This window comes from Vibrio sp. R10-SG3-ISO3 (genome assembly GCF_059834225.1).
In genome coordinates this window covers 17,353-33,592 of record NZ_JCBDHE010000047.1, presented here as the reverse complement: position 1 = coordinate 33,592, position 16,240 = coordinate 17,353, and the positions used below count along the sequence as shown (strand labels likewise).

General features: G+C 50.4%; 14 protein-coding genes. 6 read left to right on the top strand and 8 right to left on the bottom strand.

What is annotated here, in order from left to right; genetic code table 11:
* Positions 1-227 precede the first annotated feature (227 nt).
* Together AC6R1A_RS14130 and AC6R1A_RS14125 are read left to right on the top strand one after the other, a co-directional pair.
* Entirely contained in the window at positions 228-1,052 is an 825-nt protein-coding gene (locus tag AC6R1A_RS14130) for a MipA/OmpV family protein (protein ID WP_500632887.1), read from the top strand.
* A gap of 50 nt (positions 1,053-1,102) precedes the next feature.
* The gene (locus tag AC6R1A_RS14125) at positions 1,103-1,894 is read left to right on the top strand and encodes a hypothetical protein (protein WP_500632886.1); all 792 of its coding nucleotides are present in this window, start codon (positions 1,103-1,105) and stop codon (positions 1,892-1,894) included.
* A gap of 9 nt (positions 1,895-1,903) precedes the next feature.
* Here AC6R1A_RS14125 and AC6R1A_RS14120 read toward each other — a convergent pair whose 3' ends face one another.
* A complete protein-coding gene (locus tag AC6R1A_RS14120) occupies positions 1,904-2,803 on the bottom strand; it encodes a LysR family transcriptional regulator (protein ID WP_334552215.1) in 900 nt (299 codons plus the stop codon).
* Positions 2,804-2,925: 122 nt separating this feature from the next.
* Here AC6R1A_RS14120 and lldD point away from each other — a divergent pair, with 122 nt between their 5' ends.
* The 3 genes from lldD (at position 2,926) to AC6R1A_RS14105 (ending at position 7,857) form a co-directional block, all read left to right on the top strand.
* Positions 2,926-4,062, top strand: coding sequence for an FMN-dependent L-lactate dehydrogenase LldD (lldD, locus tag AC6R1A_RS14115; protein ID WP_500626733.1), 1,137 nt, complete (start codon positions 2,926-2,928; stop codon positions 4,060-4,062).
* Positions 4,063-4,156: 94 nt separating this feature from the next.
* Positions 4,157-6,991, top strand: coding sequence for an FAD-binding and (Fe-S)-binding domain-containing protein (locus AC6R1A_RS14110; RefSeq protein WP_500632885.1), 2,835 nt, complete (start codon positions 4,157-4,159; stop codon positions 6,989-6,991).
* 119 nt (positions 6,992-7,110) lie between these two features.
* Positions 7,111-7,857, top strand: a complete 747-nt coding sequence (locus AC6R1A_RS14105; protein WP_500632884.1) for a dienelactone hydrolase family protein — start codon at positions 7,111-7,113, stop codon at positions 7,855-7,857.
* 84 nt (positions 7,858-7,941) lie between these two features.
* On the opposite strand, the gene AC6R1A_RS14100 is transcribed toward AC6R1A_RS14105, so the two are convergent.
* The 4 genes from AC6R1A_RS14100 to AC6R1A_RS14085 form a co-directional block, all read right to left on the bottom strand.
* Entirely contained in the window at positions 7,942-8,724 is a 783-nt protein-coding gene (locus AC6R1A_RS14100; RefSeq protein WP_500632114.1) for a pectate lyase family protein, read from the bottom strand.
* A 9-nt stretch (positions 8,725-8,733) separates the two neighbouring features.
* Positions 8,734-9,297, bottom strand: coding sequence for a hypothetical protein (locus AC6R1A_RS14095; protein ID WP_500632113.1), 564 nt, complete (start codon positions 9,295-9,297; stop codon positions 8,734-8,736).
* A gap of 61 nt (positions 9,298-9,358) precedes the next feature.
* A complete protein-coding gene (locus AC6R1A_RS14090) occupies positions 9,359-11,581 on the bottom strand; it encodes a right-handed parallel beta-helix repeat-containing protein (protein ID WP_500632112.1) in 2,223 nt (740 codons plus the stop codon).
* A gap of 72 nt (positions 11,582-11,653) precedes the next feature.
* A complete protein-coding gene (locus AC6R1A_RS14085) occupies positions 11,654-12,364 on the bottom strand; it encodes an oligogalacturonate-specific porin KdgM family protein (protein WP_500632111.1) in 711 nt (236 codons plus the stop codon).
* Positions 12,365-12,629: 265 nt separating this feature from the next.
* On the opposite strand from AC6R1A_RS14085, the gene AC6R1A_RS14080 reads away from it, so the two are divergent.
* On the top strand, positions 12,630-13,058 hold the full coding sequence (locus AC6R1A_RS14080; protein WP_500632110.1) for a pectinesterase family protein: 429 nt from the start codon (positions 12,630-12,632) through the stop codon (positions 13,056-13,058).
* 53 nt (positions 13,059-13,111) lie between these two features.
* Here AC6R1A_RS14080 and AC6R1A_RS14075 read toward each other — a convergent pair whose 3' ends face one another.
* From AC6R1A_RS14075 to AC6R1A_RS14065, 3 genes are all read right to left on the bottom strand, one after another.
* Positions 13,112-13,630 carry an NUDIX hydrolase gene (locus AC6R1A_RS14075; RefSeq protein ID WP_500632109.1) on the bottom strand — a complete coding sequence of 173 codons (519 nt, stop codon included), beginning with the start codon at positions 13,628-13,630 and terminating at the stop codon, positions 13,112-13,114.
* 115 nt (positions 13,631-13,745) lie between these two features.
* Entirely contained in the window at positions 13,746-15,383 is a 1,638-nt protein-coding gene (locus tag AC6R1A_RS14070) for a methyl-accepting chemotaxis protein (protein ID WP_500626738.1), read from the bottom strand.
* A 452-nt stretch (positions 15,384-15,835) separates the two neighbouring features.
* On the bottom strand, positions 15,836-16,234 hold the full coding sequence (locus AC6R1A_RS14065; RefSeq protein ID WP_500632108.1) for a GFA family protein: 399 nt from the start codon (positions 16,232-16,234) through the stop codon (positions 15,836-15,838).
* Positions 16,235-16,240: the final 6 nt, after the last annotated feature.

The window sequence follows — 16,240 nt, the reverse complement described above, 5'->3', positions numbered from 1 at the left end:
TTATGAATCTGATGAATTCTCGATCAACCCGATCGCTTATCTTGGTATGAAAGCGCCATCATCGCCAAGAAGATCACATTTCCTCAGCAATCCTGCACCATTACATCTCCACTTGTTATGCAATGTATAACTGAGCATGCCTGTACGGTGATGAATCAAGATCACTAAAATGGCGCCAACCGCACGCTCCAAGGCGCTTTTCTTCCTCTTGCAACCAAGACATCTTGATGACTATGACTCTCAGCTCGCCCCCAACGCCCATTGCTCGCTTATGTCTCTCTCTGCTGCTTATTACCAGCCTATATTCCAGCCACGTCACGGCGACGCCATATCGATTTCCCGATTTTTTCGGCATTGGTATTGGCAAAACACCGGAATATCACGGCGCCAAAGAGAGCATGACAGGCGCAGTACCCGGCGGACGCTACGCGTTTGAATCGGGAAGGTATATGGAGTGGTATGGGCCTTATGCGGGCATTAAAGTCAACACTGACTCACACTTTGAATATGGTCCCGCCGTGCTGTACAAACTGGGTCGAGATGAGGTCAAAAATTCGGCGGTGGATCAGCTCAACGCCATAGAGTCCGGCACCGAGTTGGGGCTGTTTGTCGGCTACAGCGTCGTGAACACCGACTACGCGTTACCGTTTCGCTATCGCGCTGGCGCACTCGCAAGCCATGCCTTTAGCGGTGACACCGAAGGCGCCAACATTAACCTCTACAACAGTGTCTGGGTGCCGGTTAACCAAGAAACGTTTGTCGGCGTTGGTGCGGGTCTGACTTGGGCCAACGGCGAGTTTATGCGCCACAACTTTTCCGTCAGTGACCAAGAGAGCCAATTGACCGGCATTGCGCCTTTTGCAGCCAGTGGTGGGCTACGTCAATACTACGCCTGGACGGGAGTAGTCCATCGCCTCAATCGCCACTGGGCACTGGGTGCAGGCGCCTATCTGCAGCAACTCACTAACGATGCCAAACACAGCACTATCACCGCTCAACAAGGGGACGATGTACAAGTGACGTACGGGATCGGGTTAGGTTACTTCTTTTAATTGAGGAAGATATTTAATTAAGGAACACATTTGATTAAGGAACATTTAGCATGAAACGCACCACATCGACATTGCCTGTCACCCTAGACTCCATCATAGAGATTCGCTCCGTTCGCACCGCCCTGTTGCTACTTGGCAGCGTCCTATTAACAGGATGTAGCTCCAACAGCGCCACCAGCTCTATTTTGACTTCACTTTGGAAAAACGAAGACGCGATCATGGCTGAGCAAGAACGTTATCGCACCTGCATTATCCATGCTGGTGATACCAGCGCTGTCAATCAGCAAGCGCTCGCACTGATGGTCAACACCGCCTTTGAATCCGACTCCAATGAACTGAAGATTGAAGCGCTGCGTGCCTACTCCGCCGGGGTTTCTCATCAATACAAACGCTCGCAAAGCATTCAGCTCTATCGAGATGCCTCCTTTGCGCTGTGCCAAGCCTATCAATCCGGCATGCTTAGCGAGCCCAAACGGTTCTCTCAATCGGTCGCGAAACTACTCACTCTGCTCACCCATAACGCGACATTAACGCAACTAGACGATGATCAACACACATTGACCCCGGAAAGTGAACGCACCTTCATGCAGTTGCAAAACGAACTCGCCCTGACACGCGATGAACTCGATAGCTTGATTGCGGAATCGACGACGCATGATGCCTACTTGATGGCGCAGCTCGCGATCACCACTATGGCTTTCCAAAGCCTAGAAAAAGAGTACCCCCATTTTTATGATGCTGAGGTAAAGCAAACGGACAGCCAAATGAGCAGTTACCAAGGGAGCATCAGCGATTTGAAATCGGATATTCATCAGCTTAAACAGGCATCGGTGCTCGAATAGAGAGCGGACTCAAAAATAGTGCGAAATCGCCAGATATCGGGTGCGGATGTGTTCAATCAACAGCTTGACCTTGTTGGGCGGCTGGCGAGTAAAAGGATAGACGGCGTAAATGCCGAGCCGCTTAGCGACTTGTTCTGGGAAGAGGTCAACCAGCTGACCGCTGCGCAAATCATGGTAAACCAAGCAGCGCGGTACATAGGCAATGCCGTGACCACCGAGCGCCGCTTTGCGCAGAGCAGTGGCGTTATCGGTGGAAAAACTGCCGGAGACTTTAACAAAATAATGGCTCTGCTTGCCCTTGAACTCCCACTCACTGGCGCCCGTGGTTTGATAGGCGTATTGCAGGCAGTTGTGCTGCAACAGATCGCGAGGCTCTATCGGCTTGCCTTGTTTGGCAATATAGGAAGGGGACGCGCACACCACCCACTGCGAGTCTAAAATATGACGCGCGATCAGGCTCGAGTCTTCCAGGTAACCGGTGCGGATCACTAAGTCAAAACCCCCTTCCAGCAAATCGACAAACTTGTTATCCAGTGACATATCGACCGTTAAACCGGGGTGAAGATTGCAAAACTCCGCCACCGCATCAGCCAAGATCAAATCGCCCGAGATGGTCGGCACCGACATGCGAATGTGACCCGATATACTCTCGCCATACCCTGACACCGTATCGAGCGCTTCTTGCGCGGCTTGCTTCACACTTTTCGCACCTTGCGTCAGGGCTTTGCCCGCTTCTGTCAGGGTCAATTTGCGCGTTGTACGATATAAAAGCTGCACGCCGAGATCGTGCTCCAATCTTGCGATTCGTTTGCTAACTACCGAATTTGTCAGGTTATTTTGCTCTGCCACCTTGCTGAAACTGCCCAGTTCCACCACTTGAGAGAAGAGAATAAGATCGTCTGCGCGCATCGTATTATGTCATTTTTGGAATTAATCATTTTCATTATTTCCCTATACCGAGAAAAAGGAAAGCGATAAATTCACAATTAAGAAACAATTCAATCACAATGTAACGCCGTAAGGACATCGCCATGATCATTTCCGCCCCTACCGACTATCGCGCGGCCGCTCAACGTGCCTTACCTCCCTTTCTGTTTCACTATATTGATGGCGGCGCAAATCAGGAGCATACGCTGCGCCGCAACTGCGAGGATTTACAGGCCATTGCACTTAAGCAGCGGGTACTGCGCAACATGGAAGATCTGTCACTCTCTTGCGATCTGTTTGGCGACACCCTCTCGATGCCTATTGCTCTAGCCCCCGTCGGGCTCACCGGTATGTACGCTCGGCGTGGCGAGGTGCAAGCGGCGCGCGCCGCTGACAACAAAGGCATCCCGTTTACGCTCTCGACGGTGTCTGTCTGCCCAATTGAGGAAGTGGCCCCTGTGATGGCGCGCCCGATGTGGTTTCAACTCTATGTACTCAAAGATCGCGGCTTTATGAAACACGCTCTTGAAAGGGCCAAAGCGGCCGGCGTCACCACGTTAGTCTTTACCGTCGATATGCCCGTACCCGGCGCTCGATACCGTGACCGACATTCAGGCATGAGTGGTGACTACGCCGCGCTAAAGCGGGTCTGGCAAGCGACGTGTCACCCAAAGTGGGCATGGGATGTGGGTCTCAACGGTAAGCCGCATGATCTGGGCAATATTTCAGCTTATCGCGGTGAACCGACTCAGTTAGAGGACTACATTGGCTGGTTGGGGGCCAATTTCGATCCCTCCATCAGTTGGAAAGATCTCGAGTGGATTCGTGAATTTTGGCAAGGCCCAATGATTATTAAAGGCATTTTAGATCCTGAGGATGCCAAAGACGCGGTGAAATTTGGCGCCGATGGCATTGTGGTGTCAAACCACGGAGGACGCCAACTCGACGGCGTCCTCTCCAGCGCCAAAGCCCTCCCCGCTATCGCCGACGCCGTCAAAGGTGAGGTGAAGATCATGGTCGATTCGGGCATTCGAAGCGGCCTTGATGTCGTCAGAATGATCGCCCTTGGCGCCGATTGCACCCTGCTCGGTCGCTCATTTATTTATGCCTTGGCCGCGCAAGGTCAAGCCGGGGTTGAACACTTACTGAGCCTGTATGAAAGTGAAATGCGCGTCGCGATGACACTGACTGGCGCAAAATCACTTGCGGATCTCAATCTCGATGCGCTGAGCCAAATATAATCAGCAAACCGTGCAGCAAGACAGGCACCAAACGACATAATAAAAACAAGTGGTTAGGCCATGATAGCCCCACTCTACACAGCAGGAAGCGGATATGCCCAATACGTTAAACTCTCATCCTTATTCGGCCTTGATTGAGACGCTGAGCCAGCGCCTTGATAAGGATAGACTGATCACCGATGACGCCAAGCGCCTTGCGTATGGCACCGATGCCAGTTTCTATCGCTTGATTCCAAAACTAGTGGTCAAGTTGTCCAACCTCGATGAAGTGATTTGGGTGATCCGCACCTGCCGCGAGTTTGCGGTGCCCTTTACCTTTCGCGCCGCAGGCACCAGCCTTTCAGGCCAAGCGGTGTCGGATTCGGTGTTGATCACCTTGACCGATCACTGGCGCGGCCATGAGGTTATCGAAAATGGCGAAAAAATCCGCCTGCAACCCGGTGTGATTGGCGCTGACGCCAACCGTTACCTTGCGCCCTATCAGCGTAAAATTGGCCCCGATCCCGCCTCAATCAACACCTGTAAAATTGGCGGCATCGCAGCGAATAACGCCAGTGGAATGTGTTGTGGTACGGCGCAAAACTCCTATCGCACCATCGATAGCCTGACACTGGTTTTAAGCGATGGCACCGTGCTCAATAGTGCTGACCCAGCCAGTGTCGAGGCATTTAAACGCCAGCGCCCTGACATCATTGACGGCTTAACCCAACTGGTGGCAAAAACGCGCGCTAACCCCACACTCACCGAACGCATTCGTCACAAATATCGCCTAAAAAACACCACAGGCTACGCCCTTAACGCACTGGTCGATTTTGATGATCCGATTGAAGTGCTCGAACATCTGATGATTGGCTCAGAAGGCACCTTAGGCTTTATCGCAGACATCACTTACCACACCGTGGCCGATCACCCGTTCAAAGCCTCGTCGTTACTGGTGTTTGCTGATATCGAGACCGCCAGTCGCGCCGTCACGACTCTCTCCCAATCGCCCATTGCCGCCGTCGAACTGATGGATGGCCGCGCGCTGAAATCCGTCGCCGATAAACCGGGTATGCCCGACTTTATGTCGACACTGACCACGGACGCAGCCGCGCTGTTGGTTGAAACCCACGCAGAAAGTGCTGATCAGCTCGAGGCGCAATGTGCGCGTGTGATGGCGGCTCTGACCGATTACGCGATTATCGAATCGGTCGATTTTACCCGCGATGCGAACACCGTCGCCACGCTGTGGGGCATTCGAAAAGGCATGTTTCCTGCAGTCGGCGCCGTTCGTGAAGTGGGCACCACCGTTATCATCGAGGATGTCGCTTTTCCCGTTGAGCATTTGGCCCACGGTGTGCGCGATTTGCAGCAACTGTTCGATCGCTACCACTACGATGAGGCGATCATTTTCGGCCATGCGCTGGAAGGCAACCTCCATTTTGTTTTTACCCAAGGGTTTGATAGCCAAGAAGAGATCGCCCGCTATGGCGCATTTATGGATGACGTTGCCGAGTTGGTCGCGGTGAAATACCAAGGTTCACTTAAAGCAGAGCATGGCACAGGGCGCAATATGGCCCCTTATGTCGAGCTCGAATGGGGCCAGGACGGCTATCAATTAATGCAGCAAATTAAACGCTTGTTTGATCCCGACGGACTGCTCAACCCCGGCGTCATCATCAACGACAACCCCAACGCGCACCTTGAGGATTTGAAGCCGATGCCTGCGGCGGATCCGATTGTCGATCGTTGCATTGAATGCGGCTTCTGTGAGCCGGTCTGCCCATCGCGCACCTTAACGCTTTCCCCTCGCCAGCGGATTGTGTTGTATCGTGAGATCCAGCACCGCAAACGCCATCAACTGCCTAGCGCGCATGAGCTAGAGCAAGTGTTTGAACATCAAGGTTTGGATACGTGCGCCGCCACCGGACTGTGCGCCGATCGCTGCCCGGTGGGCATCAACACGGGTGATCTGGTCAAGCAACTGCGCAGTGCCAAGTATCAGTCCTTCACGCGGATTGCACGTTGGACAGCGGATCACTTCGCCACTACGACCACGTTAACCCGCGCCGCGCTGGGCGCAAACCGTATCGCCTCTGCCCTACTACGCCCTAACAATATGGCGGCGGTCATGAGCCAAATTCGCCGAATCACCAAAGGCAAAACGCCACAATGGTTAGCAGAAATTCCCACCGCAAACCGCCACCGCGTCAATAAGGCGATGGAACTCTTGGTCAAATCCGATAAAAAAGTGGTCTATCTGCCCTCATGCGCTTCAAGAACTATGGGCCAGCAAGCGGACAACCCAGACTCACGCAGCTTGACTCAAGTCACACTCTCGCTGATCAAAAAAGCAGGCTTTGAAGTGATCATCCCAGACCAGCTCGACAGCCTCTGCTGTGGCATGCCCTATGACAGCAAAGGAATGGCGGATCTCGCCAAGCAAAAATCCCTACAACTGGAAAAAATGCTCTACGCCGCCAGTTACCAAGGGGAGTATCCTATTTTGATGGACACCAGCCCGTGCGCGAAGCGAAGTATTGAGCACTTTACCCAGCCGCTGACCATTGTCGAGCCGACGGGCTTCGTTCATCGTTACTTGCTGCCACACTTAACGTTGACGCCCAAACAAGAAACCGTGATGTTGCATGTCACCTGTAGCGCAAGACGCATGGGATTGGAAGCCGACATGCTCGCGCTCGCCAAGGCGTGCGCCACCGACGTCGTGCTACCTGAGCACATCGCCTGTTGTGGCTGGGCGGGCGACAAAGGCTTCACCACACCGGAGCTCAACCAAGCAGCGCTCGAATCGCTCAAAGCGCAAGTTCCCGAAGGGTGTCGCCGCGGATTTAGTAACAGTCGCACCTGTGAAATCGGATTGTCCCATCACAGTGGCATCCCGTATCAATCGATTCTGTACTTGGTGGATGAGGTGTCGACGCCGTCCTAATCCTCCCCTATAAAAACATGGCTTCGATTTGCGCTCTTTGTGCGCCGCTTACGTAAGACAAGCGATAACGTATTTTGACTCAATACGTACTAAGCTTGTTGAAACAACGGAGGTGAACAATGAAAAAGAGAATCGGGTTAGGGTTAACGCTACTCAGTAGCGCGCTGATGAGCGTCAATGCGTTGGCAGGCGAAAGTAAAATTTACAATGTAAATGGTAGTGAATACGAGGGCTACTGGTCCAAAGCGGGTGACGATGCCCCGTTGGTCTTACTGGTGCACGACTGGGATGGGTTGACCGATTATGAAATGAAACGGGCACAGATGTTGACAGAGCAAGGCTACAACGTCTTCGCTGCGGATTTGTTCGGCAAAGGGATTCGGCCTGAGAAAATTGAAGATCGTCGCCAACACACTGGCGAGCTCTATAAAGACAGAGACAAATTGCGTGCTTTGATGCAAGGCAGTTTAGACTTTGCCGCCAGCTTAGGGGGCGATGTCAGCAACGCGGTGGTCATGGGTTACTGTTTTGGCGGAGCCGCAGTTCTTGAATCGGCGCGTGCAGGCATGCAAGCAAAGGGTTTTGCGACGTTTCACGGCGGCCTATCGACGCCTGAAGGGCAATCCTATCAACAAACTAAAGCGCCTATCCTAGTGCTGCATGGTACCGCGGACACGGCCATTACCATGGATCAATTTGCCGCGCTCGCAACCGAGTTAGAAGCGACCCAAGTGCCCCATGAAATGATCACCTACAGCGGCGCGCCCCACGCATTCACCGTGTTTGACAGCGACCGCTATCGAAAAGACGCCGACGAAAAATCGTGGCAACGCTTTGGTGAGTTTTTGGCCTCGGTGACGCGGTAATAGACGCGCTGTCAGAAACGCAATGAAGAAAAGCAGCCTCCTTCCAGATGGCTGCTTTTTTGTTTGGCGACAATACCGTTTGAATTATTGACTCAGCTTGCCCGCACCAACCTTATCTTTCAATATGTTAAGCAACTCTTCGGGTGCTTTGACATCATAGGCGTAGTGTTGGCTTGGGTGCCAAAAACGCGCCTCTTGAGCCGGATCTAGCGAGATCAGCGGCGCATTGCTTTTGCCTTTTTTCGCCTTCGCGTGGGCAACCTCGTTCAACTCAACGGGCTGACCGTTCAACCAGTTGTTGTGCGCGAAGTAATAAGAGCCGCACTTTGCTTCGCTCCAACCCGCATTAAGACACTTCTTCTTGTTGCTTTGGCTAGAGCTGTAACCAATCAAGCCAACCTTATCGTGATGCTTGAAGTGGTTGTTCGAGACCGTCACTTTGGTTGACGCGCCAACGATATCGATCAAGGCGTCGTGGTGTTGCACTTTTTGCGTCTTTTCGTTGTATGGAGCGTCCCAAACGGGTGGGAAGCGATCGTCAGTCCGTTCACCATTGCTAAAACTGTTGTGATCAATCCAAACCATAGACGCGTTTTCTACTGTGATGTTGTCGTACTCAGAGTTCCAACGTCCTCCGCGCAGCGTGCACCCGGTTGGATTGACCTTGTCATCAACAAACGTCTCACTGCAATTTCCTTGACCAAATTCTTTTTTGTCGACTTTAAACGAATCTCTTGGTCCCCACCCTGGGAAATCATCAAACGCATCGGTAAAGCGAAGGTTTCGGATCACGATATTTTGCGCATGATAGTTGTACGGTTTGGCTTGATTCTTTTCTCTGTCATAGCGCAGTTGACCTAATCGCAACTGACCATGCTAAATTTCCGCGTCGGTGCCAACGCCAATCAGTGATGTATTCGAGCCGACACGCAGCACGATATGGTTGTTTTGCTGGCGACTAAAGCATTGACGCAGAGTTTCCAGTTCACCCGTTAACTCCGGCGGACGACCGTTTACAAGCGATTGTTTGTTCCACTCTTGCGGACGATAGGCCTGATAATAAGCGGCATAGAAATCGTCGTAGCTATCGTATGGCGAGTCACAACGTGCCATATACTGCTCAGGTGCGATGGGTTGACCTGTCGCATCACCGTTCAAATCGATGGAACCTTTGACGTAAATGATTTTTGCCTGATGAGATGGCTCAACCCACGCACCATCTGAGGCGATGCTTGGTTGACCCTCGTAGAGTGCATCCATCAGCTCTTGACGGTTGGTGACTGTGGTGATTTGTGTCGCGCCGCATCCCCCCGTCACACCAGTCGCCCAGCCTGTTGCACCAACAGAGCTTGGCGTCGAATCGGTGTCAGGTGAACACGCTGCCCATGTGGGTAGCGCCAACATGGTACATGGAAGAATGAAAAGTGAGGCGATTTTCATCGTGTTGTACTCCATAAAAAGCGATAAAAAAAGGCTTAGCGTTTGCTAAGCCTTTCGGTGGTTAGGGTTGTGATAACAACGCTTTTAAGCGCATCGCTTCCGATTGACCGGGAACCGGTTCGGTAGCGGAAATTTTCGATGCTTTTTTCAGCTCCACCAAACGCTGCGACTCTATCGCCTGACCTTGGTCATTGACGGTAATGCCATCCGCAAGCAGGTAGTTGTTCTGCTTCACATCCGCGTTCACCACATCACTGTAGTCACTGTCAACAAAGAAGCGGTATGACTGGTTACCCGTAAAGGTACCCTGCTTCACTGTCTCTGTGTATGGACTCTTACGTACGAGGAAATTGAAACGTTTGTTGTCGATAGACACGTTATTTTCCAATTGCAATGCACCCGGGTTGAAGTTATCGGTAAAGCCGTCCATGTGGTTGTGGAAGGCTAAGTTGTTGCGCACAATATGCGCCACAGGTAAACCTTCACCGCCGAGCTTAAAGCCATTACCACGTGAACCGCCTTTACCTGCTACTTCAAGCGTTTGTCCATTTTGGTACGCAACAGAATCTAGAATAGTCACGACGCCATTGGCACCATCTTCAACCTTGTTGAACAAATCCCAGCCATCATCGATGTTGTGATGGGCAACACAACGGATAAAGGTGTTCCCGTCACCGATGCGCATTTTGGCAGCAAAACCGTCAGCATTGATTTGTGACTCATCCATGTTGTTGTAGCTTTCGCTGTTTTCCACCACGTTGTAGCTTGCCCACAGTGCACGGCCAATCTTCGCCTGTGAGGTGATTTGGAAACCTGTGTCAGGTGCACTGTGCGTCACAATGCGATCAAAGTGGTTGTGGCTGCCGTGAACGATATAGCGCGCACCTGCCACCTCGATATTCTTCACATTCCAGTAGCTGGCGTCATGCAAAATATCGCCGCTAAAGGTCACGCCATCTTTTGCGATCAGATGCTTGGGTTTATCTTGGGTACCACTCACAGACACTGGCAGCGTCAAACCTGGGTAGACACCCGGCTCTAATGTGATGGTACCACCCGGTGCCACTAGCGCTACTGCGGCTGCAAGATCAAGCTGGCTGTTAGGGCTAACGGTGAGGTTCATTGGATCGCTCACCGTGACTTTTTCAACCGATTGAACGTAGCTTTTCGCGCTCAGATCCGGCCCTTCGACAGGGGTATAAGTCACAGTAAATTGCGCTTGGTTGTGCTTGAGCGTGGCATCATAGTTGAAAAACTCACCGGCACTGACCGCCACGTTATCGACCAAGGTCTGACCGTTTTGGCTCACGCTGAACGTGCCCGAGTAGTTGGCACGCGACTGCAAGGTATAGTTATCAATCGCACTGCGATCAGGTGACGCTTGTTGCAGCACCACGTCTTCTAATGTGGCTTTGTACAACGGCGCATCAACTGTGTTGGCTGGAGTTAGCGTGAGATCCACATCGCTGACGGTGATTTTTGCATTTCGAGAGGCAAAGAAACCGATATATTGGTAATTCGGATCTTGCACTTGAACAATATTGGCATTCGCACCTTTGATCTCTTCGCTCTGCTGCACTGTGCCATCATCATAGGTGACAAGGTAGCCGCTGTCGGTACGTGTTAGCGACATTTTGTAGGGCTTATCTGAGCCAAATGGCACGCCTTTAATGAACTCATCACGGCTCATACGGTTGCCGCCCGTACCCCAAGGTTGGTAGATACCTTCACGGTAATTGGCGTTGATGTTCACCAAACCATTGGTCGCTTTTTTGTTTGCACGCAGCGCATGCATCACCATGTTCGATGCCGAAGGAAACTCTTCCAAACCTTCAGGTTGAGGATTCAATCTTGGTTCACCAATAATATCGCGTACCATGATCCCAGCCCCTTCTTGGCGGTTGGGTTTTGAACCGGTTTCAGGGCCAAGCTGATCCAAGGTGATGGTCGCAGACAGGGTGAAATTCACATCGGTTGGGATTTTGGTGTAGTAAAAAGTCACACCTTCATGAGAGTTAGCGAGCTTGCCGCCACGGCTTTCAATGGTAAAGGTGTCCGCCAAAGCACCTGCGGTGGCCGGTTGGCCATTAACGAGCACTTCATTGGTGCCGACTTTTTCCGGCAGTATGGTTGAACCAAAGTTTAAATCGGTGGATTGACCAAACGTAATGGCCTGCCAAGTGAGCGTATCAGGAGAGAGAGATTGTGATTGTTGCGTATCGGTCGCACATCCAGTGATAGACATCGCCGCCGCGATACACAGAGCAATGGGCGTTTTTTGCATAATGGGTATCCTCATTTAAACCCTATTGGCACCGGAGTACCAACAGGGTTTTAGGTATCGTCAAGATGGTGATTAGAAGCTGTATTTCATGCCGATACGGTAACGAGGTTTCCAAGCATCTTTCTCAGAGCTGTTCTCTTTCTTATCTGGTGTCACACCAAATTCAGCAAACGGATACCATCCGCCACCCATTTTGTACTCTGCTTTGAAGTTGAATTCAGTAAATCCGTCACTGTCACCTTTCCACACATCTTCACCCTCTTGTTTCCAGGTGTAGTCTGACGATGCACTCAGCGACCAGTTGTCGATGCCTTTGTAACCTAGGCCCACAGTCCAACGGTTGTAGTGTGAGTTATCGTCGCCACCATTTTTGATCTCATAGTGGTAACGATGACGGAAAGATGTCGACCAATCGTCGTTAATTTTGTAACCCAACGTTAGGTTAAACTGGTGGGCATGTTTATTACTGCCCGTTTCCCATTTGTACTGAGGGGTTAGAGTAAATTGGCCATCAAGCTTCCAGCGGTAGCTGATGTTGGCTTGGTTACCCGCATCAACAAACTGGTCGAAGTCAAAGAAGCCGTCACCACTTTGCCACTTAGTTTCCACTTCCCAACCGACACCATTCGCATGGCGATGGGAAACCGCGATACGGTCTTTATGGACTTGGTCTTTGCCCTCAAATTTAGGCGTCCACTCGTGACGCATATTGATAGAGACCGCATGCGCCGCTGTACTGGTTAGTGCGAGTAGGATAGCAGAAGTTATAATTTTATTTTTCATTTCGAAACACCGTTTTGTTCTCGTTAAGTTCAATTTAACTTACGCCTTAAAGACCCTTGTTTGAAAGTGGTATTTAACCAAAACGTGATCAGTGAAACGATGTTTTAATAAATTACGTTACTAAATGTGATTTAAATAATATTTACTAAACTCCTATAAATTAATATAAAAACACTTAGTAAAGGCAAATCAAAAAACCTGAATCAGATCACAATAAAACAGTGTTTCTATTTATTTTCAATGAAATAAAAAAAGGATTTACAGCGTGAATAGATTGGTAATTCTTGGAATCGGAGCGACGTCAGCCCTGCATATTGTCACAGCAAACAGTATGATGGATGAGAACGGGAAGAAGTTTGGCACCTTTGGCAGTCGTACGGTCAGTGTCGATGCCGCTGACTTTCAAGCTCGAAGCCTCATGATAGAAAATGGCTTTGATTTCCCACAAAACCAAAAGAAAGCAAAAGACGATCCAGGCCGCCAGAATGGGACTCAAGCGGTGGCGTTGCTTATTTCCCATCAAGGGGATCGGGCTCAATTTCGAGATGTTTCCGTTAACAGTTATCAAGACACATTATATTTTCGTGCAGGGCGCGCCTATTTTGACGAATCACAAATCAGTGGCACCGTCGATTTCATCTTTGGTCATGGCACCGTATTAATTGAGCGCAGCGATATCATTGCTCGATACTAAGATAGTGCCATCATGTCAAACGAGCATGGGGGCTGTACGAAACCCATGTTCGCTCACAGCATCTCTTTGGCGATCAGTTGCAGCAAGAAGGTTTCGCGCTCGATGCTCATGCCCTTTTTGTCACTTTGCTCCATGGTTTTCTCGTTGTGAGCGATGGCATCGTGGATATTCATCCACACAGGTTTCATCCCGTTTTTTATTTCATAATCTTCGTAGGCCGTCTCACCGAGCTCTCTGTCCACCTTGCAGGTGTAGCAGTAGGAGATCATGTGCATCACATCGGCGTCATCTTTGTACCAAGGACGAAACTCTTCATATAGGCCGAATGGCTTGATGGCGTGAATATTTTGCGCGCCGGTTTCTTCTTGCAGTTCGCGCACCATGCCTGCGATGACATCTTCATCGGGATCGAGGCCGCCACCAGGGATAGTGTAATCGTGGTAACGCGCGGTATAGAGTAAGAGGATATCCTCTCCACTAATGACAATGGCTCGTGCAGCATTACGCTTAAACACAGTTTTTTCGTCTAGGTGATCAATATCGGGGTGAAGAGTAGTTCTAAGGTGTCTCATAATGAATCGCGCAGCTCTGATGGATGTTGCTCTAAATAATGGGTCGTGATTCTATCATCAGAGCTGGCGATTTACCTCAGTTGTCGAAAGACGTGCCTTGTGTGTTGAGAGACGTTTATGCCAGCTTGAAGCGCTGAATCATGGCCAGTAGATCATTGGAGACACGGTTCAACTCTTGACCTGATGACGCCATTTGTTTTGACTCTACCGACACTTCTGACGCCATATCACGCAGGCTGACAACATTGCGGTTGATGTCTCCGACCGTGACCGTTTGTTGCTCCGCAGCCGTTGCGATGTGCTGGTTCATCTCCTCAATCGTGTGTACCTCTTTGTTGATGAGATTCAGCGCATCTCCCGCTTGGCTCGATAACGCAGACGCACTGCCCGCTTTTTCAGCGCCTTGGTTCATCACCTCCACCACATTTTTCGCACCGGCTTGCAGTTTTTCAACAATACTCTGGATCTCTAATGTCGACTCCTGCGTTCGCACCGATAGCGTTCTTACTTCATCGGCGACCACGGCAAAGCCTCGACCTTGTTCACCGGCGCGCGCCGCTTCAATGGCGGCATTGAGCGCCAATAAGTTGGTCTGCTCAGCGACGCCTCGAATGACTTCCAGAACCGTGTCAACGTTATTCGCATCGCTCGCTAGTTGCTGCACCACCTCTGTTGCTGCTTCGATTTGCTGTGCAAGTTCATTGGCGACCGTGACATTTTGACTAATAATTGCGTGGCTATTCGAGGCTTCTTTCGCCGCTAATCCACTGGCATCATTGGCCTCAACGGTGCGACTGGCCACTTCTTCCACCGTCGCGAGCATTTGAGTCATCGCCGTCGCCAACATATCGACGTCGTTTTGCTGCTGGTTCAAACTGTCATCAATATGATGCACCGAGTGTGTCAGTTGCGAAGCGGATGCTGAGACTTGAGCCCCGGCATCGCTGATGCTCTGCATGATGGTCTGTAGTGAGGCAATAAACTGGTTGAAATAACGCGCAAGTAATATCAGTTCTGCACTGCCCTCTTCCGGCAAGCGCTGAGTCAGATCGCCTTCACCTTTTGACAACTCACGCATCGCTCTCACCGTGCGTTTAATTGGGCTAGTGATGGTTTTTATGAAGTAACCGACAATCAAGGATAAGACCACCAATATTCCCAACGCGTAGCTCAATGAGGCGATTTCCGACATTCTGGTTGCATTTTCAAGCGCCACCATGTTCATCCCAGACCCTATCATCCAACCCCAGGGTTCAAACTGCATCACATAACTGGTTTTCGGATCGATGGTGTTTTTATCTGGATTCTTCCAAGTGTAGTTGACGAAGCCGCCACCACTTTGCGCCATCTTGTACAAGTCTTTAACAAAAAAGTGTCCAGAGCTGTCTTTGAACTCCATGATGTTTTTGCCTAGCAAAGAATCGACACCCGTTGCCAATTGGACACCGTGTTTGTCTCCCACGAAGATGTAGTTCCCCTCGTCAAAACGCATTGCAGAGATCGATTGAAGGGCGTTCTTTTGCCCCTCTTCCAACGTCAGCTCGCCACTTTGGACTAATTCGTAGTAGCGATTGGCGACACCCATCGCGCTTTGCACTAAGGTTTCAACCCCATGCTCGTAGTTGTAACGCATGTGCTCTCGGGATTTGTCGATGTTAAGTAGAGTGTTAACAATAAGCCCCAGCGCGAATAGCGCTAGGATTGACCATGCTCTGACCGCAATGGACACGTCCTTGATTTTTAGTGGTTTCATACCTGTTTTCCTAGCCATTCTGAATCGATTTTATCGTTATTGCTTTGAACTGCTTCCAACGTCACACACTGGGTATGATGTTGAATTCGTCGCTGTTGTTATTATTTTGTAAATTTAGCACTCTTTTTAGGGCTCGATATCACAAAACACTGAATACAGAGCGCAACATGTCCTATTAATAATTCAATAGATAAAACCCTCTGATTTAGAGCATTAGCACCATGAATGATTAGCATTTTATGCTGGTTAATTTCCATACTGGCATAAACATCGGAGCATCCTACTTTTGAGACGGCGTGATGACGATCGCTTTATCTGTTGCATAACAGCCTCTCGAAATTGGATTTACCGCGACAGGGAATAATTTTGAAGTGGCTATTGCGTTGAAAATGAAGATGCGTTACTGATTACAGGTTGAGCAAACCCAATCCCGAGGATCTGCTCGGCATGTTCTAAGACCTATCGGCGGGGTGGTGCACTCCGTCCATCGTCGTTATGTCGCCAAGATCAAACGGGTTCACCTCTTCAAGGCATCCGACATTGTAGCCATACTCTGTCGGGTCCGAACGGCGCTTATGATGAGTGTAGATGCCACATATTTTGCAAAAATAGTGTTTTGCTGTGTGGGTATTAAATTGATAGAGAGTCAGGCTCTCTTCTCCTTGCAGTAGGGTGATCCCATCCAATGGCACAGAGGCCACTATCGCTCCTTTACGACGACATAAGGAGCAATCACAACGGCGCGGTTTCTCAATCCCATTAGGCAAAGAGAGCGCCAGTTTAACCGCACCACAGTGACAACTTAGCGAGTGTGTTTCTTTAATTGTTGTCGGACCCACTTGCTTGATCATGCTTTC

What these genes read in the sequence shown, in the direction of transcription:
- AC6R1A_RS14095 (WP_500632113.1), bottom strand. Translation starts at nt 9,297, where the DNA reads ATGAAAATCGCCTCACTTTTCATTCTTCCATGTACCATGTTGGCGCTA.
- AC6R1A_RS14130 (WP_500632887.1), top strand. Translation starts at nt 228, where the DNA reads ATGACTATGACTCTCAGCTCGCCCCCAACGCCCATTGCTCGCTTATGT.
- AC6R1A_RS14065 (WP_500632108.1), bottom strand. Translation starts at nt 16,234, where the DNA reads ATGATCAAGCAAGTGGGTCCGACAACAATTAAAGAAACACACTCGCTA.
- AC6R1A_RS14120 (WP_334552215.1), bottom strand. Translation starts at nt 2,803, where the DNA reads ATGCGCGCAGACGATCTTATTCTCTTCTCTCAAGTGGTGGAACTGGGC.
- AC6R1A_RS14070 (WP_500626738.1), bottom strand. Translation starts at nt 15,383, where the DNA reads ATGAAACCACTAAAAATCAAGGACGTGTCCATTGCGGTCAGAGCATGG.
- AC6R1A_RS14090 (WP_500632112.1), bottom strand. Translation starts at nt 11,581, where the DNA reads ATGCAAAAAACGCCCATTGCTCTGTGTATCGCGGCGGCGATGTCTATC.
- AC6R1A_RS14125 (WP_500632886.1), top strand. Translation starts at nt 1,103, where the DNA reads ATGAAACGCACCACATCGACATTGCCTGTCACCCTAGACTCCATCATA.
- lldD (WP_500626733.1), top strand. Translation starts at nt 2,926, where the DNA reads ATGATCATTTCCGCCCCTACCGACTATCGCGCGGCCGCTCAACGTGCC.
- AC6R1A_RS14085 (WP_500632111.1), bottom strand. Translation starts at nt 12,364, where the DNA reads ATGAAAAATAAAATTATAACTTCTGCTATCCTACTCGCACTAACCAGT.
- AC6R1A_RS14075 (WP_500632109.1), bottom strand. Translation starts at nt 13,630, where the DNA reads ATGAGACACCTTAGAACTACTCTTCACCCCGATATTGATCACCTAGAC.
- AC6R1A_RS14110 (WP_500632885.1), top strand. Translation starts at nt 4,157, where the DNA reads ATGCCCAATACGTTAAACTCTCATCCTTATTCGGCCTTGATTGAGACG.
- AC6R1A_RS14105 (WP_500632884.1), top strand. Translation starts at nt 7,111, where the DNA reads ATGAAAAAGAGAATCGGGTTAGGGTTAACGCTACTCAGTAGCGCGCTG.